Source organism: Nocardiopsis alborubida, from assembly GCF_012396365.1.
GTDB classification, from domain to species: Bacteria; Actinomycetota; Actinomycetes; order Streptosporangiales; family Streptosporangiaceae; genus Nocardiopsis; species Nocardiopsis alborubida.
On sequence record NZ_JAAXPG010000008.1, the window covers coordinates 91800 to 116374 of the forward strand.

The 24575-nt window shown below is 74.2% G+C and carries 19 protein-coding genes; 10 read left to right on the plus strand and 9 right to left on the minus strand.

Going from position 1 to position 24575, the window contains the following annotated elements; all coding sequences use genetic code 11:
- Nucleotides 1-151: 151 nt before the first annotated feature.
- Complete coding sequence (locus HGB44_RS10535) at nt 152-1474, plus strand: helix-turn-helix domain-containing protein (RefSeq protein WP_061078945.1); 1323 nt, start codon at nt 152-154, stop codon at nt 1472-1474.
- 152 nt (nt 1475-1626) lie between these two features.
- On the opposite strand, the gene HGB44_RS10540 is transcribed toward HGB44_RS10535, so the two are convergent.
- The 3 genes from HGB44_RS10540 to HGB44_RS10550 all read right to left on the minus strand — a co-directional run bounded on the left by HGB44_RS10540 (nt 1627) and on the right by HGB44_RS10550 (nt 4259).
- A complete protein-coding gene (locus HGB44_RS10540) occupies nt 1627-2436 on the minus strand; it encodes a MerR family transcriptional regulator (RefSeq protein ID WP_231972266.1) in 810 nt (269 codons plus the stop codon).
- Entirely contained in the window at nt 2417-2974 is a 558-nt protein-coding gene (locus tag HGB44_RS10545) for a VOC family protein (RefSeq protein WP_061078943.1), read from the minus strand. The genes HGB44_RS10540 and HGB44_RS10545 overlap by 20 nt, the downstream gene beginning before the upstream one ends.
- Before the next feature lie 319 nt (nt 2975-3293).
- Complete coding sequence (locus HGB44_RS10550) at nt 3294-4259, minus strand: LLM class F420-dependent oxidoreductase (RefSeq protein ID WP_061078942.1); 966 nt, start codon at nt 4257-4259, stop codon at nt 3294-3296.
- Nucleotides 4260-4555: 296 nt separating this feature from the next.
- Between HGB44_RS10550 and HGB44_RS10555 the strand changes: the two genes are divergently transcribed.
- The 4 genes from HGB44_RS10555 (at nt 4556) to HGB44_RS10570 (ending at nt 8068) form a co-directional block, all read left to right on the plus strand.
- On the plus strand, nt 4556-5086 hold the full coding sequence (locus HGB44_RS10555; protein ID WP_061078941.1) for a YbhB/YbcL family Raf kinase inhibitor-like protein: 531 nt from the start codon (nt 4556-4558) through the stop codon (nt 5084-5086).
- Between the two features lie 291 nt (nt 5087-5377).
- Complete coding sequence (locus HGB44_RS10560; RefSeq protein ID WP_061078940.1) at nt 5378-6430, plus strand: ATP-grasp domain-containing protein; 1053 nt, start codon at nt 5378-5380, stop codon at nt 6428-6430.
- A gap of 212 nt (nt 6431-6642) precedes the next feature.
- Complete coding sequence (locus tag HGB44_RS10565) at nt 6643-7401, plus strand: inositol monophosphatase family protein (protein ID WP_061078939.1); 759 nt, start codon at nt 6643-6645, stop codon at nt 7399-7401.
- Nucleotides 7402-7528: 127 nt separating this feature from the next.
- On the plus strand, nt 7529-8068 hold the full coding sequence (locus tag HGB44_RS10570) for a DUF1707 SHOCT-like domain-containing protein (RefSeq protein WP_061078938.1): 540 nt from the start codon (nt 7529-7531) through the stop codon (nt 8066-8068).
- Nucleotides 8069-8137: 69 nt separating this feature from the next.
- Here HGB44_RS10570 and HGB44_RS10575 read toward each other — a convergent pair whose 3' ends face one another.
- Nucleotides 8138-8632, minus strand: a complete 495-nt coding sequence (locus HGB44_RS10575) for a DUF3145 domain-containing protein (RefSeq protein ID WP_026114848.1) — start codon at nt 8630-8632, stop codon at nt 8138-8140.
- Nucleotides 8633-8939: 307 nt separating this feature from the next.
- Between HGB44_RS10575 and HGB44_RS10580 the strand changes: the two genes are divergently transcribed.
- From HGB44_RS10580 to HGB44_RS10590, 3 genes are all read left to right on the plus strand, one after another.
- Complete coding sequence (locus HGB44_RS10580) at nt 8940-9584, plus strand: RNA polymerase sigma factor (protein WP_082768214.1); 645 nt, start codon at nt 8940-8942, stop codon at nt 9582-9584.
- Nucleotides 9581-10009 carry a hypothetical protein gene (locus HGB44_RS10585; protein ID WP_061078937.1) on the plus strand — a complete coding sequence of 143 codons (429 nt, stop codon included), beginning with the start codon at nt 9581-9583 and terminating at the stop codon, nt 10007-10009. The genes HGB44_RS10580 and HGB44_RS10585 overlap by 4 nt, the downstream gene beginning before the upstream one ends.
- Nucleotides 10010-10236: 227 nt before the next feature.
- A complete protein-coding gene (locus tag HGB44_RS10590) occupies nt 10237-12306 on the plus strand; it encodes a CHAT domain-containing protein (protein ID WP_168444005.1) in 2070 nt (689 codons plus the stop codon).
- A 5-nt stretch (nt 12307-12311) separates the two neighbouring features.
- Here HGB44_RS10590 and HGB44_RS10595 read toward each other — a convergent pair whose 3' ends face one another.
- The 4 genes from HGB44_RS10595 to HGB44_RS10610 form a co-directional block, all read right to left on the minus strand.
- Nucleotides 12312-12965, minus strand: a complete 654-nt coding sequence (locus tag HGB44_RS10595; RefSeq protein WP_061078935.1) for an MBL fold metallo-hydrolase — start codon at nt 12963-12965, stop codon at nt 12312-12314.
- 63 nt (nt 12966-13028) lie between these two features.
- Entirely contained in the window at nt 13029-13850 is an 822-nt protein-coding gene (locus tag HGB44_RS10600; protein WP_061078934.1) for an enoyl-CoA hydratase-related protein, read from the minus strand.
- Nucleotides 13851-14191: 341 nt separating this feature from the next.
- Nucleotides 14192-14770 (minus strand): DUF5998 family protein, encoded by a 579-nt coding sequence (locus HGB44_RS10605; RefSeq protein WP_231972268.1) that lies wholly within the window; start codon nt 14768-14770, stop codon nt 14192-14194.
- Between the two features lie 86 nt (nt 14771-14856).
- Nucleotides 14857-17577, minus strand: coding sequence for a bifunctional acetate--CoA ligase family protein/GNAT family N-acetyltransferase (locus tag HGB44_RS10610; protein ID WP_061078932.1), 2721 nt, complete (start codon nt 17575-17577; stop codon nt 14857-14859).
- Between the two features lie 301 nt (nt 17578-17878).
- Here HGB44_RS10610 and HGB44_RS10615 point away from each other — a divergent pair, with 301 nt between their 5' ends.
- Nucleotides 17879-18814, plus strand: a complete 936-nt coding sequence (locus HGB44_RS10615) for a carbohydrate kinase family protein (RefSeq protein WP_061078931.1) — start codon at nt 17879-17881, stop codon at nt 18812-18814.
- A gap of 89 nt (nt 18815-18903) precedes the next feature.
- Here the strand turns inward: HGB44_RS10615 and HGB44_RS10620 are convergent, their stop codons facing one another.
- A complete protein-coding gene (locus HGB44_RS10620; RefSeq protein WP_061078930.1) occupies nt 18904-21075 on the minus strand; it encodes a RecQ family ATP-dependent DNA helicase in 2172 nt (723 codons plus the stop codon).
- A 409-nt stretch (nt 21076-21484) separates the two neighbouring features.
- Between HGB44_RS10620 and HGB44_RS10625 the strand changes: the two genes are divergently transcribed.
- Nucleotides 21485-24289, plus strand: a complete 2805-nt coding sequence (locus tag HGB44_RS10625; protein WP_061078929.1) for a glycosyl hydrolase — start codon at nt 21485-21487, stop codon at nt 24287-24289.
- Nucleotides 24290-24575: the final 286 nt, after the last annotated feature.

Below are 24575 nucleotides of genomic sequence, written 5' to 3' on the forward strand. Positions count from 1 at the left end.
TGCGGGGGTTCGGGGGTTGTCGGTTGGGCCGGGCTCTGGTGATATGGGGACGCGGTCCCCTCCCGACGGAACCGCTCCGGACTTTCTGGCGCACAGAGCACGCGCGGGCGTGCCACGGGCGGCTCCGCCGTGCGTCCGCGCCGGAGGTGACATGACCTACTCCCTGCGGGAGAGCCGTCCGACGGACCCGTTCGCCCGTATCCCCCCGGAGCTGGGCGCCCGGCTGCGCCCTCTGGTGCCGTCGCTGGCGGAGGAGGCCCTGGAGGGCATCCGGCGCCGGGCGGAGCTCCACACCTCGCCTCTGGAGCCCTCCGACGCCGAGGAGCTTCGGCGGACGGTGGAATCCGGACTGCGCGCCTTCCTGGACCGAGTGGAGGGCGGCGGCCGCTCCCCCGGGCACGTGGACGCGCTGGCCGCCGAGTTCCGGGCCTTCGGTGCGGGCGAGGCCCGGCACGGGCGCACCCTGGAGTGCCTGCACACGGGGATGCGTACGGCGGCGGCCGTGGCGTGGCGGCGGCTGGCCGACGCGGACGCGCTCACCCGCGACCACATGGCGGTGCTGGGAGAGGCGATCTTCGCGTTCCAGGAGGAGGTCTCGACCGCCGCGGCCGAGGGCCACGCGCGGGTGCGCGGCGCAGGGGTGGACGCGCTGCGCAGGCGCCGGGCCCGGCTGCTGGAGGTGCTGCTGGCCGGGACGGGCACGCGGCAGGAGGCCGGAGCGGTGCCCGCGCTGGCTCGGGCCGCCCGCTGGCGGCTGCCCGAGCGGGTGGCGGTGGCGTTGCTGTACCGGGGCACGGACGGCGCGACGGGGACCCAGGCGGCGGTGGCCCCGGCGGCCCCGGGCGGCCTGCCGGCGGGTGTGCTGTCAGCCGCGGCGGGGGCGTTCTCGCATCTCACCGCGCTGCCGGCGGACGTGCTCGTGGGTCTGGACCGCGTGGAACCGTGCGCGGTGGTACCCGACCCCGAGGGGCCGGGACGGCTGCGGTCGCTGGAGCGCTCGCTGCGCGGGGCCTGCGCGGTGCTGGGGCCGAGTGTGCCCCCGGACCGGGCGCCGGTGTCGCTGGCCCGGGCCCAGGACCTGGCGGAACTCGTCCGGACGGGAGTGGTCCCGGGCGGGGGCGTGGTGCGGTGGGACGACCACCTGCCGGCGCTGCTGCTGTCGCGCGACCGCGAGCTGGTCGCGGAGATGGCACGGTCCCGGCTCGCTCCGCTGGCGCCGCTGCGTCCGCCCCAGCGGGAGCGGATGGCCGACACCCTGCTGGCCTGGTTGGAGTCGGGGCTCAACGCCAACGAGGCCGCGGAGCGGCTGTGCATCCACCCGCAGACCGTGCGCTACCGGCTGCGCCGGCTGGAGGAGCTGTTCGGCGACCGGCTGCGCGAGCCCGGTGAGCGTTTCGAACTGGAACTGGTCCTGCGGGCCCGCCGCCTGCTCGGTCCCGTGGAGGAGGGCCCGGTGCGGCCGGACGGCGGGTGACGGGCGCGCGGGGCGCCCACCACCGCTTCCGGGGTGCGCGGACGATGGTCGATCAGCTACCGGCACCGGTACGGGGCGTCGAATGACCGGGCGTCCGCCGTGGACGGTTGGACGGGAGCCGCAGTGGGTCACGAGCGCTTCCGCTCACGGGCTCACTGCCAGGCGGCTGTCTCCGGATCGATCCCGTGGGCGCGGGCGCACTCGTCGATGCTCTGCCGGAACCAGGAGGCCAGCCCGAACCGGATTCCGTCGTAGTGGGAGGAGAAACCGGGATCGGACTCGAACATTCTTCCCAGACACACCTGCATCTGCCGAGTGAGCGGGAAGAGGTCGGAGAACACTTCGCGGTGGCGCTCGACGAGCGCGTCCGCTTCCGGGCTGCCCGGGACGACACCCCGGTCGAGGGCGTCGCCCAGATCGCTGTGCAACGTGGACATCGCCGAGGAGAGCGACCGCCACTGCTCCCGCGTGCGGGAGGCGGACCGCTCGGCGAACTGCGCCCACTGCTCGGAATCCCCCCACACGGTGCGGGCCCTCCGGGTCCGGTGAGCGTCCCAGTCCGCTCCGAAGATCTCCGTCTGCGCTTCGTCGTCGAGAAGGATCCCCCGCTCGTGAGCCTCGATCATCCGTTCCAGGCGCTCGTCGAGCCGCCGCAGCTCCTGGATGCGCTCGGCGAGCCGGGCGCGCTGCCCACGCAGGGTGGCGCCGATCTCCGCTGTCCGGTCGTCGAGGACCTCACGCACCGCGCCCAGCCCGAGACCGGCCTCCCGGTATGCGACGATCCGACGCAGCCGTTGCAGGTCCGCGTCGGTGTACTGGCGATAGCCGGCGCTGGTGCGCGCGGACGGCGACGCCAAGCCGATCTCGTCCCAGTGGTGAAGCGTGCGGACGGTCACCCCTACCAGCCCAGCGGCCGCGCCCACCGTGACACCGCCACGGATGTCACGCTCGCGTTCGACCATGGACACCATTGTGCCCCTCCTCCACCGGCCCCGGGGCGACGATTCCGACCGAGGCGAGATCACGCGCCTCCTGGCTGTCAGGGTCGAACTCCTGTGCCGCGGTGAACACGACCCGCACGCCCTCAGGGGTGGTCACCTCGACGTCGCGGGTACGCCACGGCGTGTCCCGCGGCCCGGTCACGCTGCCCGGCACGAGATCCGAACACGCCTCCACGAGCGGATCGACCTCGCTCAGCACGCACAGGAAACTCACGCTCATCGCCGGCGCTTCGGGCGGCTCGGCGCCGGCCGCCGCGGGGACGAGCAGGACGTCCTGGAACGCCCACCGGCGCAGGTGGACCACCTGCCCCGGGACGCTGAACAGTTCGACGAAGCCGAACCCCCGCACCCAGAAATCCGTCGACGCCGCCAGGTCCGACGTCGGAACCGTCACGAACACCGGCATCGCGTAGATACCGCGGAACACCTCCGGCGCGACCGCCTCCGGTCCACGCTCGGACACGGGGCCCATCTCGAACGCGTTGAAGAAACCATTCATGCGGTCCACCGTCCCGCCTCACGCGGCGTGAGGGTCAAGCCCGATCCGTGCGCCCGACGGCGTCAGGCGGTGTCACCGTCGTCGGCCGAGCCGCTGACGTCCGCGGCGCCGACCTCGACCGGACACGGCGGGCGACGGGCGCGCGGAGCGCCCGCCACCCGCTTCCGGGGGCGGCCGGGCGGTTGTCCACAGGCGAAAGGCGGGCCTTCCTCGGCGGATCCGCCGAGGACTAGCGTGGTGAACGGGGGGCTCCCAGGGCCTTCCTGCTTCGTGCTGCCCGCGCTCGCGCCCCCGGCCCCGCCCCTTCAGCCCCGGCCCCTCAGCCCCGCGGAGCCAGCGCCCGCACCACCGCGGCCGGGTCCGCGTTCGGCGGACCGATCGGCGCGATCACCGGGGTGGTCACCCCGTTGTCGGCGTAGGCCCGGATCCGCTCACGGCAGTACTCGGCGGGGCCGTGCACGATGAGCTCGTCCACCACCGAGTCCGGGATCGCGGCCAGCGCGCCCCTGCGGTCCCCCTCGTCCCACGCCTTCCACATCGGGGTGAGCTCCTCCCGGCCCAACCACTCGTGGAACGCCCGGTAGACGGGAACGTTGAGGTAGGCCGAGATGGCCCACCGCCCGATCCCGCGGGCGGTGTCCGGGTCGGCGCCGGGGACGGCGAAGATCCGCGCGACCACCTCCTTGTCCTCGCCGTACTGGCGCACGTGGGGCACCACCGCGCGCACGTCCTCCGACGAGAGCCAGTTGATGACGGCGCCGTCGCCCTCGCGTCCGGCGAGCCGGAGCATGCCCGGCCGCAGCGCCGCCACCAGCAGCGGAGGCGCCTGCTCGGGGACCGCGCCGAGCGTGAAGCCGTTGACGCTGAAGGTGTCGTAGTCCTCCTTGACCTTCGCGCCCGTGAGCGCCGCGCGCAGGAAGCGCACGGTGTCGCGCACCTTCTTGTACGGCTCCTCGAAGGGGATGGAGTTCCACCGCTCCACGATCACGTTGGAGGACGTGCCGACGCCCAGCGCGAAGCGGCCCGGAGCGGCGGCGGCCAGGGCGGCGGCGCTCATCGCCAGGGTGGCCGGACCGCGCGTGTAGGCGGGCACGATCGCGGTGCCCAGGCGCAGCCGGGGCGCCCACACGCTGGCCAGGGCGAGGGGGGTGAAGGCGTCGGTGCCGTTGGCCTCGGCCGACCAGACGTCGGTGTAGCCCAGGTCCGGCAGCTGCTCGACGAGGGTCCGCTGCTCGGCGAGCGGAACCCCCTCAAGCGGGATGGTGATGCCCCAGCGAGTGGTCATGGCGACTCCCTGTCGGTGTGGAACCGAATCCGGTTCTTGTGCCGTGCTGGCAGCACCGTACCGCCCGGTCGGTCTGTTGTCTCGGGGCGCCTCCCTCCTTCGCGCCGTCGGCACCGGCGCGCCGCCCTCCTCCGGTTCGGCGCACTGCCGCCGCCCTCCGACACGGCCCGCCGCCCCGGGACGCGCGTGCCCGCTGGGGCGTATGTTCGTAGGGCCCGGACCGGAGTCCCGCCGACGGCGGGCGCCTCCGGCCGGGCCGCACGAGCGCATCCCAGACGAACGAAGGAGGCCCCTTCGTGGCCACGCCACCCTCCCCCTACGACTTCCTGCCCCAGGTCGCGTCGTTCACCGTCACCAGCAACGACGTCACCGACGGACAGCCCCTGCCCCAGGCCCAGGTCAGCGGGATCATGGGCGCCGGAGGCGGGGACGTCTCACCGCACCTGTCCTGGAACGGTTTCCCCGAGGGGACGCGCAGTTTCGCCGTCACCTGCTTCGATCCGGACGCACCCACCGCCAGCGGCTTCTGGCACTGGTCGGTGGCCAACATCCCGGCCGACGTCACCGAGTTGGCGACGGGCGCCGGGGACGGCTCCGGCCTCCCCGAAACGGCCGTGACCCTGCGCAACGACGCGGGCGGACACCGCTACGTCGGCGCGGCCCCGCCCGCCGGGCACGGCCCGCACCGGTACTTCTTCGTGGTGCACGCGGTGGACGTGCCCCGCCTGGAGGTGGACGGGTCGGCGAGTCCGGCCTTCCTCGGCTTCAACCTGTTCTCGCACGCGCTGGGCCGGGCGATGATCACCCCCGTCTACGAGGTGAGGTAGCCCGCGGAGGCGGCGCGACACCCGGGTCGGGAACAGGACCCGGGGTCACGGGACACGTCGGGGGCGGGCCGCGTGCGGCCGCGCCGCGCCGCCCGCCCCCGGCCCTCTCCTCCCGGGGGCCGAGGGATACACGCGCAGCGGGCCCTTCCGGTTGTCCTGGCAACCGGATTCGGCCATTTCCGGGCCATCGGGCACCCCGCGGTCTAGGCTCGGTAACCATCCCCCAGTCCGCCGTCCACGTCGGAAAGGGTTCGACCGGTGCCACAGCAGCCTGCGAGCAAACCAACCGTCGTGGTCACGACAGCGGGATCGGCTCCCACACCCGGAACCATCCTCCACCTGAGGGAACAGGGTTTCCGCGTGGTGGCGACCGATGTGGACCCCGCCGCGCCGGGCCTGTACCTGGCCGACCGCGGGTACCTGGTGCCACCGGGTGACAGCGAGGCCTTCCTGCCCAGGATGCGGACGCTGTGCGCGGACGAGGGGGCCGTCGCGGTCATCCCCCTGGTCGACGAGGAACTGGTCCGGGTGGGCGAACTCGCCAAGGACGGCGTGGAGGTGCTGCTCCCGCGGCTGGACTTCGTCACCACCTGCCTGGACAAGTACGTGCTGATGCGGGAGCTGGAGGACGCCGGGATCGGCGTGCCGCGCACCTGGCTGGCCTCGGAGTGGCCGAGCGGCGCCGCGGACTCCGCGCCCGGCGGCCTCATCGTCAAACCGCGCTGCGGACGCGGGAGCCGCGGGGTGGTGGTCATCGACTCGGTCCGCGACATGGCGCGGGTGGTGTCCGAGGGCGGCTACGCGGCGGACGAGCTGATCGTGCAGGAGCTGGTCGGCGGCCCCGAGTACACGGTGTCCGTGGTGGTGTGGCGGGACGGCGGGGTCCAGGCCGTGGTGCCCAAGGAGGTCGTCCTCAAGCAGGGCGTGACCAGGTACGCGGTGACCCGGCGCCACCGCGAGGTGGCCCGTGCCTGCCGGGCGGTCCAGGCCGCGCTGCGCGCCGACGGCCCCTTCAACGTGCAGCTGTGCCTGGACGCGGACGGCAGGCCGAGGATCTTCGAGATCAACCCGCGTTTCTCCTCCACCGCCTCGCTCACCGCGGCGGCCGGGGTCGACGAGATCACCGGGCTGCTGCGGCAGGCCGTCGCGGACGGGCCCCGCCTGGAGGACGACTGGCGCGAGGGGGTGGCGATGGTGCGGCGGTGGACGGACGAGTTCGTCAGCGAGGCGGAGTTCACCTCCCACGGCATCTCCCCCGCCCCCGCGGGCGCCCCGGAGCTGCCCCGGCAGCTGTCCCCCGGCGGCACGGGCCCGATTCCCGTCGTTCCGGTGCGTGTCCGGTGACGGCCCCCGTAACCGGGGCCGGTGGCGGCGGGGTCCGCCGTGACGGGGACACCCCCGGGGCCGCCGGGACCGTGACCGCCGGTGGTGCGGGTAAGGACGGTGCGCCCGGGAAGCCCGGTACGAACGGTGCTGTCGGCACTGCCCGTACAGACGGTGCGACTGGTGCTGCTGAGGCTCCCGGTGGTGCCGATGCGCACCCGCTGGCCGAGGCGATGGCGGCGGCGGTCGTGGAGGTCGGCGGCCTGCTGCGCGGATGGCGCTCCGACGCGGACGCGCGCAGCGGGGTGTGGGAGGGCAGCCAGTTCAAGGCCCGGGCCGACGCCATGGCGCACCGGGCCCTGTCCGAGCGGCTCACCGCGATCGACGGACGGATCCCGGTGGTCAGTGAGGAGGACCCCGAGTCGCTGCGCGGGGAGCGGCCGCCCCGGTACTGGCTGATCGACCCCGTCGACGGGACCGCCAGCTACGTCCACGGGTTCCCCGGGTACGTCACGCAGGTCGCGCTGGTGAGCGGGGGACGGCCGGAGGCGGCCGCCGTGTTCGCCCCCGAGACCGCGACCCTCTACACGGCCGCGCGCGGTCGGGGCGCGCGCCGGGACGGACGCCCCCTGCCTCCCCCCCGTCCCGCCCCGTCGGGACGGGGCGTGCTCACCGACAACACCCCGCGGCCGGAGGGGATCGCCCGCCGGGTCCGCGACCGCTTCGGCTACGGCGGGTACCTGGAGAGCGGCAGCATCTCGCTGAAGCTGTGCCTGGTCGCCGAGGGGTCCGCGCACCTGTTCGTCAAGGACGTGCCGGTCCGCGACTGGGACGTGGCTGCGCCCGCCCTGGTCCTGGAGGAGGTGGGCGGCCTGGTCACGCGGCTGGACGGCAGCCCGTTCGACTACCGGGGGCCCTACGAGCACACCGGGCTGGTGGGCGCCGCCGACCCCGCCGCGTGCCGGGCCGTCTCCGACTGGCTGGGCTCCTGAGAACGCGCCCCGGGAGCCGCCCCGGAGCCGTGGACCGGGGGCGGCGACTCACTTTCCGTGTATCCCTTTTCCACACCGGGTGCGGCGCGTATCGTGTGGTCACCAACTCGCGTCTTGGGGGTGGGAAGTGGAGGACGAGCGCCTGCCGCTGCACCGGATGCGCGCCTCGGACGCCGAACGCGACCTCACGGTGGACCGCCTCACCACCGCGTTCGTCGAGGGCCGCCTGGACCACGAGGAGTACGACCGCCGGGTCGGTCTGGCGCTGGGCGCGGTGCTGCTCGGCGACCTGCGCCCACTGACCGCGGACCTGCCGGTGTCCCCGTCCACGGGGCACGGGATCCCGTCCGCACGGCCCGGCGCCGATCCCCGGCCCGTGCCCCCGTCCGAGGCGGCCCGCACCGATCCGGGGTCCCAGCGCGGCCCCCGGGACGACCACGAGCCCCCCGACGCGGGCGATCTGTCGCTCCTGGGCGCACCCTGGCGCGAGTGGGGCGACGAGTGGCGCTGGTGGACGGGTGTGGCGGTGATCCTGACGAGCGTGTGGGGCGTGGTCAGCCTGATGGGCGGCGAATTCGTGCCCTACTGGCCGCTGGTGCCGCTGGGCATCTGGGCCGCGGTCCTGCTCGCCTCCGCCATCTGGCCCAGCGAGGGGGAGCCGCCCTGACCCGGCGCGGTCCCCGCCCCCCGTGGCCGGCCGGCGCTTCGCGCGCGGCCGGGCCCGCGGCGGGAGGGGTCAGCCCGCGGCGTGGAGCCAGCGCACCGGGGCACCGTCGCCCGCGTAGCGGAAGGGTTCCAGCTCCTCGTCCCAGGCGCGGCCGGTGAGGCGTTCGATCTCGGCGGCCAGTTCGGTGCCGTCGGCCGCGGCCCGCTCCACGGCCAGGCGCAGTCGGCCCTCGGGCACGAGGACCTCCCCCGCCGCGCTGGTGAGGGCGGTGAACATACCGAGGGACGGCGTGTAGCTGTAGCGCACGCCGTCGCAGCCGGGCGACCCCTCCTCGGTCACCTCGAACCGCAGGCGCTGCCACGTGTTCAGCGCCGAGGCCACCGAGCCCGCGGTACCCGGCTTCCCCTGCCAGTTGAGCTCGGCGCGGTGGTTGCCGGGTGCCGCCGGCTGGGCGACCCAGTCGAGTTTCACGGGTACTCCAACGACGCCCGCGACCGCCCACTCGACATGTGGGCACAGCGCCGCTGGCGCGGAGTGGACGTACAAGACGCCACGTGCGGACACCGAACCTCCTGATACGAACGAGTGCGCTTCCCCGACGCCCTCGTACCACGAGAAGGTTGCATACCCGCCTGAATGCTTTTGCCCCATTGTGCCCCAAGGGCACCTTGAGAACCAGCGCTCACTTTGCTTTTTCCAGCGTTCCCCCCACCTCCTGGAGCCCCAGAAGCTAGCGTGAGCCCCGGCGAGCGGGAGTCTGATCATAGTGGGGGCGGGTGTGCCAGACCAGTCGCACGAGGACATCCATGACAGCCAGGCACCTCCTCAAACCGTACTTACGACCTTTTCTGGGGAGGAAGCACCCCCGCCTTTGCCGGTTCCGGCCACAACCGGCGGTGATACGGCCGGGCCCGATCCGGCCCGGGACCACGGCGGAGCCGACACGGCCTCTCCCAGCGACGCCGAGCTCGTACGGGGCGCCTGCCGGGGCGAGCACAGGGCGTGGGAGGCCATCGTGGACCGGCACCTGCCGGTCGTGAACGCGATCGCGCGCTCCTACCGCCTGTCCACCCCGGACCGGGAGGACGCGGTGCAGACCGTGTGGCTCACCCTCAACCAGCAGCTGCCCCGCCTGCACTCCCCCGAGCGGCTCCGCGGCTGGCTTCGCAGGGTCGCCCACGACGCCTGCGGCCGGCAGCGCCGCCACAGTGCCCGGAACCGGCCGGTCGATCCCCAGAGCCTCACCCGGGTGCCCCCCGCGGAGGCCCCGGGCCCCGAGACGCAGTACCTGCGCAAGGAGGAGCGCGAGGAGCTGCACCGCGCGATCCGGCGGCTCACCGACCCCGGAGAGCGGCGGGCCGCCCTGCGCTACCTCGACGGGGCCGCGGGGCTGTCCGTGCCCTCCGCCCCCTGCGGCCCTGAGGCCGCCGACGGCCGGGTCCACCCCCGGACCGCCGCGAACCAGCGCCGCCGCATGCTCCGCAGACTCCGCCGCATCCTGGAGGAACCGACTTGAGCAACCACGACGACCCGACCCGGGCCCTGGCGGGGCGCGCCGCCGCCCTGGCCGCCTTCGACCGCGGCGACGACGGCGCCGTCGTGGCGGCCCTGACCGGGGAGAGGGCCCCGACGGGCGAGGTGCTGCGCTCGGCGGACGAGGGCGCGGACGGCGTGCTGGTCACCGCCCTGCGTTTCGAGCACGGGGACCTCACCGTGGACCTGCGGGTCCACGCTCACGGTCCGCTGCGCTCGCTGTCGGGGCTGGCCACGGGGGAGTACGACCACGCGGTCCTGCGTGTGCGCCGCCCCGGCTCCGGGGAGGACCTGCGGATCGGCGAGGACGGCGGATTCGCACTGTCCGGCCTGGCCCGCGGCCCGGTCAGCCTGGCGCTGCTCAGGTCGGGGCGTCCGCCGGTGGTGACCGGCTGGTTCACCGTCTGACCACGCGGGCTGTCCGGGCACCAGTAATCCCATGCGTCACAGAAAAGGGGAAGGCCGAACCCGGATTGCAGACAGACGCGAACCGGCTCCTGATGATGGCCCTTCGACCGGCTTCGTCCGGGTTCGCGTCAGCCGAGTTGTCCGCAGGCGGGCGCAGCCCCTCCCGTGCGCCCTCCTGCGCTGCTATCACTGGGTGCGGCCCGCCCCCTCGGTGAAAGGCGTCGGACGTGTCCCTGCGCGCCCAGCCCTCCCCCCTCTCCCGCGAGTCCCCCCTCGCCGCCGCCTGCCCCGACCGCCACGCGCTGCGGTCCGGCAGATCCCTGCTCGCCCGCGTGAGCCACGGGGTGCGGCTGGCGCAGGGCGGCATGTTCGAGCAGACCGCGGCGCTGCTGGACGAGGCCCACCGGCGCCTGCGCGGCCACCCGGTGGCCGAGTCCGCGACGGTGATGCCCGGAGTCCTGCTCAACCTGGGTCTGGCGCAGACGCTGTGCGGCCGCTTCCCGCAGGCCGAGGAGCACCTGCGTGAGGCCCGCTCCCTGGCCGAGGAGCGCCGGCTGCCCCTGATGGACCTGGTCATCCGCCAGAACCTGGGCTGCCTCAGCCTCTACCGGGGCGACGCCTCCACGGCCATCGCCACCTTCCACGGCCTGACCGACCGGCTGCCCTCCGACCGCAGGGAGGCGCTGCACGTGGACCTGGCCGAGGCGCTGCTGGCCGAGGGTCTGGTGGAGGAGGCGGCGACGGCGCTCGCGGACGGCCCCTGGGCCGGGGGCTCGTCGGCGAACACCCTGCTGGTGGAGGCCAAACTGCGGCTGCTGCGGGGCGACCACCGCCACACGGTCGAGCTCACCCGCCGGGTACGGCACTCCTTCGGCACGGGCTCGCTGTGGTACCGGCTGGCCACCCGCCTGGAGAGGATGGCGCTGCGCGAGGGCCGGACCGCCTCCCCCGTGGCCCGGGCCAGGAACGCCCTGGCCGTCCGCACGCCCCTGGCCGCGCCGCGGCCGTCGGAAACCGGAGCCGCCCAGCTGGCCCTGGACACCCTGGACGCGCACACCGTCCTCGCGCCGGGCCCCTGGCTGGCGGACGCGGTGAGCGACCCCCACGTCGTCCGCGCGGGCCTGGAGAGCGCCCTGCGTGCCGGGGAGGCGGCCACCGCCCTGGAGTGGGCGGAGCTGGCCCGGACCTGGGCCGCGCCCCACGTCCCCGGTCCCCGCGTGCGCACACCGGCGACGGCCTCGCTGGCCGACCGATACCGTGCGGCCCTGGTCCGCGGCCGCGACCCGCACGCCCTGGCCCGGCGTCTGGAGTCGGCCCGCTGGCAGGCGCACCACGGGGCCCCGGGGCCGCGCCGCGTCCCCGCGCCGGCGCCCGTGGCCGATGCACTGCTGGAGCGGCTGGGCGACCGGGCCTTCGTGCGGTACACACGGGCGGGCGGGGACGCCGTCGCGCTCGTGGCCACGGCCGGACGGGTCCACGCCCGCGTCCTGGGGCCGCTCCCGCACGTGGCCCGGGCCCTGGCCCGGTTCGTCCACCCGGTGGCGCTCCCCCCGCACCCGGGTGAGGCGCGGGAGGCGGCCGACGGTGCCGCCCGCGTCCTCCTCGAACCGCTGTTGTCACTGGTCGGCGACCGCCCGCTGATCGTGGCCGGTGACGCCTACCTCGGCGATCCCCCCTGGGGCATGCTCCCCGCGTTGCGGGGCCGTCCGCTGAACCTGGTGCCCGGCGCCGGGTTCTGGCTGGACCGGACCCGCTCCGATGCCCCCGTGCCCCGCCCGCCGGAGCGGGTGCTGCTGGTGGCGGCACCCGAACCGGACGGGGCGGCACGCGAGGTGGCCGCGCTGGCCGACGTGTACCCGGGGGCGCGCGTGCTCTGCGCCGACCGGGCCCTGCGCTCCGACGTCCTGGCCGCCCTCGACCGGGCCGACCTGGTCCACCTGGCGGGACACGGGCGCGTCCCCGGCCGCTCGCCCATGCTCGCCTCGGTCGGCCTGGGCGACGGACCGCTGCTCGCCTGCGACCTGGCCGGGCTGCCCCGGGCCCCGGACACGGTGGTGCTGTCGACCTGCTGGAGCGGCCGGGGCTTCGCGGACCGCGCCGGGGCGCCGCTCGGGTTCACCGGTGCGCTGCTCGCGGCCGGGGTCCGCACGGTGGTGGCCAGCCCCGTCCCGGTCAGGGACGCGGGGACCGTCGAGGCCATGCGCCTCTTCCACCGCGCGCTCGTCGCGGGCGTCCCCGCGCCCGAGGCGGTGGCTGTCCACCTCGGGCGTACGGGGTTCTGCTGCTTCGGTGCCTGAGGCCACTACCAGCCGCGCTCGCGCCAGTCCCCCAGGTACGGGCGCTCGGCGCCCAGGGTGGTGTCGCGTCCGTGCCCGGGATAGACCCAGGTGTCGTCGGCCAGCACCCCGAACAGGCGCTCCTCCACGTCCGCGAACAGGACGCGGAAGTCGTCGTCGGACCAGGTGCGGCCGACGCCTCCGGGGAAGAGGGAGTCACCCGTGAACAGGTGGGTGTGGCCCTCGGGGTCGTCGTAGCGCAGGGCGATCGATCCGGGCGTGTGCCCGCGCAGGTGGATGACGGTGAGGTGGCACTCCCCGACCGGGACGCGCGACCCGTGCACGACGGGCTCGTCCACGGAGACCGGGAGTTCGTCGCCGTCGTCGGGGTGGGCGACCGTGCGCGCCCCGGTCTGGCCCACGACCTCGGCGAGGGCCTGCCAGTGGTCCTGGTGGCGGTGGGTCGTGACCACCCGTGCCAGGCCCTCCTCGCCGATCATCTCCAGGATGCGGTCGGGCTCCGCCGCCGCGTCGATGAGGACGGCCTCGCCCGTTGCCTGGCAGCGCAGCAGGTAGGCGTTGTTGTCCATGGGGCCGACGGCCAGTTTGGTGATGGTCAGGTGCGGTAGTCGTCGCAGGTCGGCGGGACCGCCGACCCTGGTATCTCCGGAGTAGCTCACCCGACCATTGTGGCCCGCGTCCGGGAGCGGACGCACCCGGGTGGCACGGGTGCGCGGCCGGGGTCACCTGGCCCAGCGGGGCGCGCGCTTGTCGAAGAAGGCGGCACGGCCCTCTGCGGCGTCCTCACCGGCGAAGAACTCGGCGGACAGCTCGCCCATCCGGGCGAAGGCCCCGGCTCGCCGGTCCGGAGCCGCCAGCGCGCCCGAACCCAGTTCGCCCAGGAGCTCCTTGGTGCGCGACAGCGCGCGCGGCGCCGAGCCCCGCAGCCCTTCCAGGATCGCGTCCACGGCGTTCGGCATGTCGCGGTCGGGGACGGCCTGGGTGAGGAGGCCGGCCTTGGCGGCGGAGGAGGCGTCGAACAGCTCGCCGGTGAGGAAGTAGCGGCTGAGCTGGCGCGAGTGCATCCGTGCGGACACCGGGACGGAGATGATGGCGGGGACCACGCCGATGCGCACCTCGGTGAAGGCGAACGTGGCGCTCTTGGGTGCCAGGGCGATGTCGGCGGCGGCAACCAGCCCGATGCCCCCGGCTCGGGCGGCGCCGTTGAGCACGGCGACCACCGGTTTGGGTGCGCCCATGATCTGCTCGAAGATCTCGGGGAGCTCGGGCGCCGGTTCGACCGGGACTCCCCGGAGGGCCGCGCCGACCTCCTTCAGGTCGGCTCCCGCGCAGAACACCGGGCCGGTGGCGGTGAGCACGACGGCGCGCACCTCGTCGTCGGCCACCGCCTCGGCCAGGGCCGCGGACAGCTGCGCGCGCAGTCGCGCGGACAGGGCGTTGCGGTTGCGGGGGGAGTCGAGGGTGACCGTGGCGATGGAGCGCTCGACGGCCAGGCGTACCAGGGGCGTGTCGTCCGAGGGGGTCGGGGACGGGTGCTGCGTCATCGCAGGCGGGCCTTTCTCAGGGTCCATACTCGCGGATGCGGGAGAGGGGGAACGCGCGCGTGCCTGTCGCGGCGCGCGTACGCGCCCGGCTCGTGGCCGGACGCGTCTCGCTCCGTGGCGTCGTACACGAATCCGGTTCCACCCTAGACAACCGGGTCGTCAGGACACCATGTCTGTTCACATCCTGCTTGTTAAGTCCCGCTCACGGATGGCCGCGCGTGCGACACGGCGGCGCGGCGCCCCCGCCCCCGAGCGTCCGGGGCCTGCTCCGCGGCGGACCCGCCGCCGGTCGGCCCGGCCCCCGGAGGAAGCGGTTAAGGCCCTCCGCGGCCCCGGCGCTCTCAGGGGCGGGTGGTCGCCTCGGACAGGGCGTCGGCGAAGTGCATCATGGCCGACACCGCCCCGGCCCCGTCCGCGGCCTCGCTGACCCTCAGGGTGAGGGGCTCGGCGGTGATCGCACCGGTGTACCCGTGGTCGAGCTCGCACTCCTCGTCGGCGCAGGCGGCCGGTTCGAGGTCGATGTGGGCGATCGCACCCCAGTTCACGGACAGGTTGACGCTCAGCACCAGCTCGCTGGGCATGCTGCCCGGCGTGTACTGGGCGGGGTTGGGCACCACACGGGTCAGGGCGACCGACTGGATGTTGCCCAACTGGATGCTGTCGGTGGTGGTGGAGGCGTGCGAGGTGCCGCCGGGATCGGTGGGCGGGTGCTCGTCGGTGTGGCACACCACGAGGCGGGTCGCGGTCAGCAGCATCACCGTGATGTGCCGCCGCATCTCCATGGCCGGGTCGAAGGTCGCCTCGTGGTGCACGATGAACGCCTCGGCGCCCTCGTTGCCCAGGGCGGTGGCGACGGCGTCGATCACGAGCGCGGGGTAGTACCCGCTGCGTTCGATCTCCGTCCGCCAGTCCGTGGACACGGCGCGTGTTTTCCTCATACTCCTATCCTGCCCCTTTCCCGTGACACTTCGCGACCGTGACGTGAAACGGGATGCCCATCCCATGATCAGAACGTCACCCCGCGCAGTCGCCGGGGCCCGGCGTCGGGCCGCACGTCGGGGGCCTCGCGCAACCAGATGCGCGCGCCCAGCACGTGGGCGCCGGTGGCGTTGACCAGGACCGGGTCCAGGTCGACGTAGCCGATCTCGGGGAAGGCCTCCACCAGGCGCGAGACCCGGACGAGGAGTTCCTCAAGGGCCTCCACGTTGGGCTGCTCTGCGAGCGAGGTCGCACCGGCGGGCAGCCCGAACAGCAGCGGGGCGGCCCGCACGGCGTGGATGAGGTCGGCGGCGTCCATGTCGGTGAGCGGCGCCAGCCGGAACGCCCGGTCGTCGAGCAGTTCGGCGGTCACGTCCGCCAGCCCGAAGGAGACCACCGACCCGAAGGACTGGTTGTCGCCCGCCCGGATGACCGTGGGCACCCCGGGGGCCACCATGCGCTGCACGACCAGCGAGGCCTCGTCGCCGAAGCGGTCGTGCAGGGCCGCGTAGGCGCTGCGCACGTCGTCGGGGGTGCGCAGGTCGGCGCGGACGAACGTGCCGCCCGCGCGCAGGCGCAGGTCCGGCGAGTCGGCCTTGACCACCGCCGGGTAGCCCAGCTGGCCCGCGGCCACCACCGCCTCCTCCTCCGAGGTCACCGGGATGTCGGGGTAGGCGGCGATGCCGTAGCAGGCCAGCAGGTCACGGGCGTCCTCGCCGGAGATCGCCGTCTCCTCGTCGTAGCGGCGCTCGCCGCCGAACCAGGCGACGTCCTCGGCCGAGGGCGTGGCGTTCTTGAGCGCGCGGACGATGGTGGCGCGGGCCCGGGCCCCGTCGATGTCGGGCAGCTCGGGGTGGCGTCCGGGCCTGCGGTCGCGCCACTGGGCGTAGCGGGTGGCGTAGGCCAGGGCGCGCACGGCGTCCTCGGGCGAGGGGTAGGAGGGCACCGAGCCGCGCAGGGTCTGACCCCGCTCGCCGACGCGGCGCAGCTCCTCGGGGACCCCCTGGCGGGCCAGGTAGGTGGTGACGACGGGCTTGGTCGAGTCCAGGGAGCGGGCCCGAAGCACGCGGGCGACGTCGTCGGAGATGGGGTGCAGCGCGGGGACGAACACGACCACGACCGAGTGCACGTCCTCGGCGGCCAGGGCCGTCTCCAGGGCGCGGTCGAAGTCCTCCGCGGTGGCCTGGGGGCCGAGGTTGACCGGGTCGTGCGGCTTGAGCCCCTGACGGACGGCCGCGTCCTTGACCAGCAGCTCCAGGGAGTCGGAGTTGCCGATGATGCCCACGCGGGGCCCCTGGGGCAGGGGCTGGTAGGCGAACACCTGGGCGGCGTCGAACATCTGCGTGATGTCGTCCACCCGCACCACCCCGGCCTGCTGGAACAGGGAGGTGACCGCGTAGTCGGGCAGGGAGAGCCCGCCCGCGGCGTGGCCGGTGGGCGTGGTCCGCGCCGAGCCGCCGCTGCGCACCGCCACGACCGGCTTCTGCTTGGCCAGGCGCCGGGCCAGGCGGGTGAACTTGCGCGGGTTGCCCAGCGACTCCAGGTACTGGAGCACCACCTCCGTGGCCGGGTCCTCCTGCCAGTACTGCATGAGGTCGTTGCCGGACACGTCGGCGCGGTTGCCCGCCGAGACGAAGGTGGACAGGCCCATGCCGCGCTCGGCCACGCGCTGGAGAATGGCCCGGCCCAGGGCGCCTGACTGGGAGAAGAACCCGATCGTGCCCGTGGGCGGCAGGTCCGGGGACAGGGTGGCGTTGAGCGAGATCTCGGGGGCGGTGTTGGCGATGCCCAGGCAGTTGGGGCCGACCACGCGCATCCCGGCCGCGCGGGCGGTGCGCACCAGCTCGTCCTGGCGGGCGCGGCCCTCGGGTCCGGTCTCGCCGAATCCGGAGCTGACCACGACCAGTCCGTGCACGCCCTTGTCGGCGCACTGCTCGACCACGTCGACGACCATGTCGGCGCGCACCGCCACGACGGCGAGGTCGACCTGGTCGGGGATGTCCAGGACCGAGGGGTAGGCGCGCACGCCCACGACCGCCTTGGCCTCGGGGTGGACCGGGTAGACCGGCCCCTGGAACTCCCCGCCCAGGAGGTTGCGCAGGGCGGTCTGGCCGATGGTGTGCGCGGTGCGGCTGGCGCCGATGACCGCGACCGAGTTCGGGAAGAGCAGGCGGGCGATGGAGCGCGACTCGGCGCGCTGTTCGCGGGCCCGCATGACCTCGGTGGAGTCGTCGGTGGGCTGGAGGTCCAGGGTGAGGCGGATGACGCCCTCGTCGAAGGTCTGCTGGGCGGTGTACCCGGCCTCGCGGAAGACGTTGATCATGCGCCGGTTCTCGGGCAGCACGTCGGCGATGAAGCGGCGCACGCCGCGCTCGCGCGCGGCCGCGCCGATGTGCTCCAGCATGACCGAGGCCAGGCCGCGGCCCTGGTGGGCGTCCTCCACGACGAAGGCGACCTCCGCCTCCTCCGGCGCCACCTTGTCGTAGCGCACCACGGAGACGAGGGAGTCGGAGATGGTGGCGACCAGCGCCACGCGGTCCTCGTAGTCGACCGTGGTGAAACGTTTGACGTCGCGGTCGGAGAGCCTGGGGTAGGGCGCGAAGAACCGGTAGTAGATGGTCTCCGGGGAGAGGCGGGCGTGGAACTCGCGGAGCAGGTCAGCGTCTTCGGGGGTGATGGGGCGCAGGTGCGCGGTGCCTCCGTCGGTCAGGACGACGTCGGCTTCCCAGTGGTTCGGGTAGGACTGCACGACTGCGAGACTAGACGACAAACGGCCGAATCCGGGGAAAGTCCGTGCGGGCGGCGCGAAAACCCCGCTCGGGACCGCGCACGGTGCGTCCCCTCGCCCCCGGAGGTCGCGGGCCGGGGCCAGCGTCCCCGGCCGCGGACCGGATCGGCCGTCCAGTAGGCGATCGCGGCTCCGCGGGATGTCCGGAGGCGGTGTGGCCGGGGTGCTGTCACTTCGTTACACGCCGCTGACGGTTGACCTGTTAACGTCGTGCGAGCACGGATTCTGATAACCCTCGGTGGTGGCTGGCGAAATGACACGAGTGGTCGTGATCGGTGACCTGATGACCGACGCCGTCGCGCGCGCGTTCCACCCGTTGGCCCGCGGCAGCGACACTCCGGCGTCCGTGATCATGTACGGCGGCGGGTCGGGGGCGAACATCGCCTCGTGGCTGGCCGTGGAGGGCACCGACACCACGTTCGTCGGCCGCCGCGGCTCCGACATCACCGGGCGCACCCGTGAGATGGAACTCATGGGCTACGGCCTGGACTCGCGGATGGTGATGGACCCGGAGCGGCCCACCGGCACCTGCGTGGTGATGATCACACACCGGGGCGACCGGACGATGCTGAGCGATCCCGGCGCCAACGCCCGCCTGCAGCCCGAGGACCTGCCCCGCGACGTCTTCGGCCCGGACGGGCACCTGCACGTGTCGGGCTACACCCTCATCAACGACGACTCCCGGCGCGCCGCCCGGGTGGCGCTGCGGATGGCCCGCGAGAGCGGGATGTCGATCTCGGTGGACGGCGGTTCGCACGCGCCGCTGGAGCGCGCGGGCGCGGAGAACTTCCTGGACTGGACGCAGGGAGCGCGCCTGCTGTTCGCCAACATGGACCAGGCCCGGGTGCTGACCGGCCGGGACGAGCCCGAGGCCGCCGCCAAGGTGCTGACAGCGTGGTACCCCAACGTGGTGCTCAAACTCGGCGAGCAGGGCGGCCTGTGGGCGTCCAAGACCCGCGACGACTGCGTGACGGCGCCGGCCGAGCCGGTGGACCCGTCCCCGGGTTCGGTGGGCGCCGGTGACGCCTTCATCGCCGGGTTCCTGCCCGCGTGGCTGCTCGGCCGCCACCCCAAGGAGGCGCTGGGCCGGGCACACCGTCTGGCGGCGCGCGCCCTGCACCAGCCGGGCGCCCGCCCGGACCTGGGCGAGGGCCAGCCGGTGCGTCGCGGCGCACCGCGCGGCCAGCGCATCCGCTGAGTCCCGGCGACCGAGGCTTCGGGAACCCGCCCGCCCGCGGCAGGGCGCCCCCGTGGGGCTCCCCGCCGCAGCCGCGACCAGGGCGCCGCTCATCCCCCCGCGGTGGCCAGGGTCAGCGGCAGCACCTGGGGCGCCCCTGCTCCTCGGAGCAGGGCGGCGCCCACAGTGAGGCTCCAGCCGGTGTCGGTGACGTCGTCGACCAGCAGCACCGGCCCGGGGGTGTGCTCCTGTAGCCGCGCCATCCGCTCGGTGAGCTCCTCCCCCGCAACGAGGGCGGCGTGGACCTGTTCCAGACGCATGGCGCTGTTGTGCCTGCGCGGCCCGGTGCCCCGTTCGGTGCGGTACTCCAGCGCCCCCACGTGCGTCAGCCGTCCGAGCCTGGACAGCCGCTCCGCCAGGTCCGCGATCATCCCGGGGCGGGTGAGCGAGGGCATCGCCACCACGCCGACGGGGCGCCGCTCCCAGTTCCAGTCGGCCAGGACGCGCACCACGCCCTGGAGCACGCGCTCGTCCACGGGCGCGTCGGGGGCGTCGGCGGCCAGGACGCGGCGCAGCTCGTTGCCCCAGCCGATGTCGGTGAGGCGGCCCAGGGCGCGGCCCTCCCCCGCCCGCAGCTCCTCGGGGATCTTGCCGGACAGGTCCACGCCCAGGGTTGCCATCCCGGTCGGCCACTGGCGCCGGGGCGCGATGGGCGCGCCGGGCCGGTCCAGGTGCTCGGCCGCGGCCTCGCGCCGGGTGGAGTCGACGTCCGCGGGCCAGTACTCACCCGTGCACACGTCGCAGCGTCCGCAGGGGACGGCCTGGGGGTCGTCCAGCTGGCGGCGCAGGAACTCCATCCGGCAGGTGTCCAGGTCGAGGTAGTCGAGCATGGCGCGCTGCTCGCGCTCGCGCGCCCGGCTGACGGCCGCGTAGCGCTCGGCGTCGTAGGTCCACGGCTGGCCGGTGGCCTCCCAGCCGCCCCGCACCCGGCGCACGGCCCCGTCCACGTCCAGCACCTTGAGCATCTGCTCCAGGCGGGTGCGGCGCAGGTCCACCCGGGTCTCCAGGTGCGCGACGGACAGCGGCCCGCCCGCCTCGGAGAGCGCGTCCAGGGTCTGGCGCACGGTCTGCTCGGGCGGGAAGGACAGTCCGGCGAAGTACTCCCAGATGCGGGTGTCCTCGCGGCCGGGCAGCAGGACCGCCTCGGCCCGCTGCACGCCGCGTCCCGCGCGGCCGACCTGCTGGTAGTAGGAGATCGGGGACTGCGGGGCGCCCAGGTGGACGACGAAGCCCAGGTCGGGCTTGTCGAAACCCATGCCCAGCGCGCTGGTGGCGACCAGCGCCTTGACCCGGTTGGCGAGCAGGTCGTCCTCGGCCTCGCGGCGCTCGTCGGGATCGGTCTGGCCGGTGTAGGCGCGCACCTCCATGCCCTGCTGGGCGAGGAAGCGGGCGGTCTCCTGGGCGGCGCTGACGGTGAGCGCGTAGACGATGCCCGAGCCCTGGATCTTGGGCAGGTGCTCGGCCAGCCAGCTGAGCCGGGCGGTGGGGTCGGGCAGCCTGACGACGGCCAGACGCAGGCTCTCGCGCTCCAGGGATCCGCGCAGGACCAGGGTGTCGCCGCGCTCACCGCCCGCCTGGAGCTGCTCGGCCACGTCGCGGGTGACGCGTTCGTTCGCGGTGGCGGTGGTGGCCAGCACCGGGACGCCCTCGGGCAGGTCGTGCAGCAGGGAGCGGATACGGCGGTAGTCGGGGCGGAAGTCGTGCCCCCAGTCGGAGACGCAGTGGGCCTCGTCGATGACGACCAGGCCCGCCCCCGCGGCCAGCTCGGGCAGGACCCGGTCGCGGAACTCGGGGTTGTTGAGGCGCTCGGGACTGACCAGCAGAACGTCGACCAGACCCGCGGCAACGTCGGCGTAGGCCTTCTCCCAGTCGGTGGTGTTGGAGCTGTTGATGGTGCGCGCACGGATGCCCGCGCGCTCGGCCGCGGCGATCTGGTTGCGCATCAGCGCCAGCAGCGGGGAGACGATGACGGTGGGGCCCGCCCCCTCGGCGCGCCGCAGGGCGGTGGCCACGAAGTACACCGCCGACTTGCCCCAGCCGGTGCGCTGAACGACGAGGGCTCTGCGGTGCTCGGCGGCCAGGGCGTGGATGGCGGTCCACTGGTCCTCGCGCAGCCGGGCGGAGTCCCCGGCCAGGGCGCGCAGGTGCGCCTCGGCGCGCTCGCGCAGCGCGCCGTCGGACGCGGCGGTGGGAACGGTGCTGTCAGGGGTGGGTGTGGCCATACGTCCCTTGGTACCAGAGCCGGGGGACGGTCGAGCGGTTGTCCACAGGCCCGGTCGCGCGCGACGGGGCCCGGCCCGTGCGCCCGGCCCGTCCCGCTCCGCTCCGCCCGGCTTCGGTACGCCCCGGAGCGGCCACGCGGCCTACCTGGGACGGGGTCCCCCGCGTTCCTCACGGGCACTCCCGGTAACAGAAAGGATACTTTCCACTTTCCCGGCATTGCGCTCGTCCGACCGGGACTGAACACTCATTTACCAAGGCTCAGGCCTGGGAGCGCTCCCGCCCGCAGAGGGCGGACGCTCTCCCGCGGAAGCGAGCGAAAGGCGCAGTATGCGGCACCCTTGGAGTCGACCGTCCCCCCACCATCCCCCCAACGGACCGACGACCGCACGGCGCGCGCGGTCCCCGCGCATGGGCGTCCTGGCCGCGGCCACGGCCCTGGTCTGCGCCGCGGGCGTGGCCTCCGCCCCTCCGGCCGCCGTGGCCGCCGAGGTCCCCGTCGGTTCCGGCGGCTACAGCGACACCCTCCCCGCCGGAGCCCCCGGACCCTCCGACCTCAACGGCGCCCCGGTCGACCCCAAGGTGACCGACGACTTCGAGGGGCACGCCCCCACCAACGAGTGGTGGTCGTCGCTCATCTTCCAGCGCTACCCCGACAGCCCCCACGGTGAGAACCTCTTCGCCCACCCCGCCAGCTTCCACCCCCACGAGGGCGGACTGGAGATGGGCTACCCGCAGGACCCCCAGCTCGTCGCCGACGGCCTCAAGTACGAGCACCCCCACACCGCCGACCTGTCCCTGGGGGTGCAGGGGCTGTCCTCCCCCGACACCCGGGTCGCCGACCACGGCGACTGGACCGTCACCGCGCACTGGGAGGGCTCCGGCCGGACCCTGCGCGTGACCATCGGCCAGGGCCTGCCCTTCGCCTACGCCGACACCGCGGGCGGCGACGCCCAGGTGACCTTCTCCGGCACCCCCGAGATCTGGCACCAGGACGGTTCCGTGGTCGGCGCCAGCGTGGGCGGCCGCCACTACGCGCTGTTCGCCCCCTCCGACGCCCCCTGGACGCGCTCGGGAGACACCTTCACCGCCCCGACCGGCGCCGAGGGCCACTACTCCGTGGCGGTCCTGCCCTCCCCCGAGGACCTGGACGCGTTCGCCCCCTACGCCCACTCCTTCGTCACCGGCTCCCGCGTGGAGTACGACTACGACGAGGCCGCCGCCACCCTGACCAGCACCTACCGGGTGGAGACCGAGCCGCGCGAGGGGAGCGGGGAGGGCACGCTCATGGCCCTCTACCCGCACCACTGGCAGGAGGCCTCCACCCCCGTCACCGACCTGTCCTACTCCTCCCCCCGGGGTGAGATGCGCGTGGCGGAGGGCGCGAGCTTCACCACCGAGCTGGCCGCCCAGGGAATCCTGCCCAGCCTGCCGACCGTGGACAGCGCCGACCACGACCGCATGCGCCAGCTCATCGACGAGGTCCTGGCCGAGCAGGAGCACTTCCCCGAGCCCGGCGACACCTACTGGGACGGCAAGGCGCTGGGCAGGCTGGCCCAGCTGGTGCCCATCGCCGACTCCATCGGCCACACCGAGGGCCGCGACGCGCTGCTGGACCTGGTCAGGGGCCGTCTGGAGGACTGGTTCACGGCCGGAGGGACCCGCCAGTTCGCCTACGAGGCGGACTGGGGCACCATGCTCGGCTACCCGGACAGCTTCGGCGCCGCCACCGAGGTCAACGACCACGACTTCCACTACGGCTACTTCGTCTCCGCGGCCGCCGTCGTCGCCCGCTACGACAGCGCCTGGGCCGCCGAGGACGCCTGGGGCGGCATGGTCCGCCTGCTGATCCGCGACGTGGCCGAGACCGACCCCAACAGCGACATGTTCCCGCGCCTGCGGTCCTTCTCGCCCTACGCGGGACACGGGTGGGCCTCCGGGCACGCGGGGTTCGCCGCAGGGAACAACCAGGAGTCCTCCTCCGAGGGCATGCACTTCGCCGCCGCCACCGCGCTGTTCGGCGCCCTGACCGGCGACGAGGAGCTGCGCGACCTGGGCGTGTACCTGCACACCACGCAGGCCTCCGCCATCACCCGCTACTGGCAGAACCACGGCGGCGACACCTTCCCCGAGGGGTTCGAGCACGACGTCGTCGGCATGGTGTGGGGCGACGGCGGCGACTACCGCATCTGGTGGGACGGCGGTGCCGAGGAGCACTACGGCATCAACTACCTGCCCATCACGGCGAGCTCGCTGTACCTGGGGCACGACCCCGAGCACGCCGGGGCGATGTACGAGTCGCTGGTGGACCGGCTGGGCCGCGAGCCGCAGATCTGGCGCGACATCCACTGGGAGCACCGCGCCCTCTCCGACGGCGACGACGCCCTGCGCATGTTCGAGGAGCAGTGGAGCACCTACGAGCCGGAGGCGGGCGAGTCCAAGCCGCACACCTACCAGTGGGTCTCGACGCTCGCCGAGGTCGGCACCGTGGACACCTCCGTCACCGCGGACACCGCGCACTACGCCGTCTTCACCGACGGCGGGGAGCGCACCCACGTCGCCTTCAACCCCTCCGGTTCCCCGCTGACCGTCACCTTCTCCGACGGCGTCGAACTGGAGGTGGGGCCGCGCTCGCTGGCCTCCACCACGGGCGAGGGCGGCGGCGGTGACCCCGGAGACCCGGGCGACCCCGGCGATCCGGGAGACCCGGGCGGCCCGGGTGAGGGCAACGTCGGCGACGGCGGCCTGCACCTGACGCCCTCCGCGCTCTCGGACGCCCCGCACGGCTCCGCCGGCGAGATCACCGTGGCCTCCGCCGGGGGACGCAACCAGGACGGCCTGCCGCCGGGCGACCGAGTGGTGCTGCGCGCCGACGACCTGACCGGCACCCACACCGGCGGCGCCACCGCGTTCTCACTGCCCGTGGACTCGGGGAACGCGGTCGGCAACGCGGTCCAGGTCCGCGTGGTCTACGACCTGGACGGCGACGGCACCGACGACCGCACGGAGACCTACCGCTACTTCGCCACCAACGACCTGAACGGCTGGGAGGAGTACACGCAGGGCCAGGGAGCGGCGAGCGCCGACGGCTCCCTCGGCGACCTGGAGGGCGGCTCCGTCCGCGTCGAGCTGTGGAGCGCCCTGGGCAACGCCTCCTCAAGGGTCCTGGTCGGCCCCGACGGCGGCGCCTCGGTCACGATCCCCTTCACCGACTGACGACCCCGGCCCCCCGGCGCCCCCTCGGGCGCCGGGGGCGCCGGCCGCCCCGTCCCGGCCCGGCCCGGGACGCGCGAACCGAAACGGACCGCGTCCGCGGCTCCGTTTCGTGAGTTCTGGGCACGATCGGTGTGTTGTGCGACCGTCCGGCACCGAAGCACAGAAACATCGCGGACCCGCCCACCGCGACACAACCCGCACGTCGCACGGGTACGCGCGACACCGCGTCACGAGACTCACACTCGTCCGGCGACGCGTCCGTGTACGTTTCAGTCTCTGGCACAGG